General features: G+C 56.2%; 2 protein-coding genes. One reads left to right on the forward strand and one right to left on the reverse strand.

The window, feature by feature from the left end; genetic code table 11:
* The coding region (locus Q0X89_RS17985) for a DUF6265 family protein (protein ID WP_297696774.1) at positions 1-469 on the reverse strand (469 nt) is incomplete at its 3' end.
* A gap of 408 nt (positions 470-877) precedes the next feature.
* On the opposite strand from Q0X89_RS17985, the gene Q0X89_RS17990 reads away from it, so the two are divergent.
* Positions 878-2,347 (forward strand): hypothetical protein (locus tag Q0X89_RS17990; protein ID WP_297696776.1); only part of this gene is annotated, 1,470 nt, incomplete at its 3' end.

Here is a 2,347-nt window from a genome sequence, read left to right on the forward strand (position 1 = left end):
TCAGGTGATGTTCCTGGATGTCCTCACCATTGCGCATGACAATGTAGCCGTCTATCGCGTCATCGCCCCGTCTGTAAAAACTGAGGCCACCAAAGTGCAACGCATCCTTCTCTTTCTTGACGAGGCGAAAGTCAATGTAGTCCGGCTTGTCTTCCCAGGCTGAGAAATCTGCATTGAAGTGCTTCACTTTCAGGCTCAGAGTGCCCTCCTCAATGCTGAGCAACAGGATTTCGTAGAACGCAACGCCGTCGTCTCCATAGAGCTTGAACAGCCCGACCATCGTACCGGCGGACGGCGCGTTCCAGACTTCTTCGAATTTCTCTCCAAAAGCCGTGCCGGACCAGGACCCAACCAGCCAGCTTGCATCGTCGAGGGCGGCTGCCGGGCGCGGCTCGTCAGGCGCCAGTTGATAGGTGTGCTCGGTACGCGGCTCGGCCGACCAGGCTGCGGCAGCAAGTGCCGTGATCATTAGTGTAGTGCTGATGCGAACGCTGATCATAGAACGTCCCGAGAGAAAGAATCTCAAACAGAGTTTACTGTACCTGTCGCGCATGGAGTAGCCAAACGGTCCGGTGATTCGGTAACAATTGTTCACAAAATCAAGGTAGTTAGCGCATGTCACCGTCACGATAATGTGACCCAATTCACCGCATGAGCAGGGTCATCAGACATAAGATCGATTTCGGTCGCGCCAATAACCCGCGGGACCGTTGAATCTGGACGAGCGACTGTTACCGCGGTCGTCTGATGATCGACCTTGACCGTTGCTGCTACGACTTACCGTCCTGGCACGTTCAGTGTGTCGTATTACTTTCAGTATTCGTATTCACGGCAATTGGCCGTGACTGTGAATCGGCAAAACAGGAATGCCACACACATGAGAATCGGACGACAGATTTACCTCACTCTATTGCTGCTGTTGCTCGGCGCTACCAGCGTTCACGCGGCCGTGGACATTGATCGCGTATCCTCTCCAGTCATTTATACCAACGTTGGTGAAGACTTTGTCGGCATGTATGCCGGTTACCAGGTCGTCAACAACAGCGGTGCCGACATCGACGATCTGTGGGTTGGAACAGAGAACTTTTCGGGCACCATAAGAGAAGATGGTTTTGTGTCGCTCGGACCCCTGGCGAGCGGCCAAACAACCTATGCATTCATCTACTTAAAAGCGACAGCGGTCACGAGTGCAGAAACGCATGATGTCACTGTCTACGATGGAGTGCCGACGGCGCTTGGCGGTGTGGGCACCCAGCTGGCCGCGGCACCAGCGCCGCCAGGCGGTGCTGGCGACGGCAGCGGCACGCAGAACGGACTCGGCGTGCAGTTCACGCTCGATGCCGGGGACACGATTGCCGCAGGCGCGAACAAGGTCAATACAACGGTACTTGGCCCTAACCCGCCCGAACTCGGCGCGATCATGACGATAACGACTATTGGTGCAACGGGGACAATTGGTTCGGCCGACGGCAGTATTTTTGCTGGTACGCCGGCGGTTCTTGCCGACTGGCCGGCAGATAGTCTGCAGCTTGTTTCGACCAGTATCGACATGACCGGCGGCAACACGCTAAGCGTGACGGACACGCTGTTTCTCTCAGGCCTTCAGAGCAGCACTTCCGATTATACGATCGTATTTACGTTTGTAGTTACAGGCTCAATCGCGACCCCGACGGCCGTCCTGCCGGTCAACTACATCAGCAGCGGCACTCAAATCAAACACACCACCAAAATCACGCCGACGTCATTTCCGCCGATTCAGCCGGTCGAAAATTCACTGACGCTAGCCAAATCAGCCAGTCCCAGCGTGCTGACCGGCGGTGGAACGAGTACTTACACGGTAACGATGAGCAATGCCGGGACCGTTCCCGCAGACTTGCGTGAACTGGTCGATACGCTCGCCAGTCCTGCCCTCGGCTCGATCTCTTATGTCCCCGGAACGGCTCGGCTCGACGGCGTGTTGTTTCCAGATAGTCAGTTGACTGTTACCGGGCAACAGTTGAGTTGGCTCGGTCCGTTTACGGTTCCTGCGGGCGGTTCGGCGACATTTACATACGATGTCGCGTACTCAAGTACGCCCGATGATTTGTACGACAACAACGTAATCGCTTTTATCGGTCTGGAACAGATTGATTCGACGATCGATACAGCCGACAACATGCCGGCCACAGCAACTGTTACCGTCGAAAGCAGTGACCCGTGCATCCCGTCGCAGTTCGGCGCGGGTTGCACCATCGACACCGACGGTGACGGCACGCCCGACAGTGTCGAAGGCGAGACCACCGACAGTGACGGTGACGGCACGCCGGACTACCAGGAGTCTTCAGTAACGGACAGCGACGGCGATGGT

The sequence above is a fragment of the uncultured Eudoraea sp. genome, assembly GCF_947258525.1.
Classification (GTDB): domain Bacteria; phylum Bacteroidota; class Bacteroidia; order Flavobacteriales; family Flavobacteriaceae; genus Eudoraea.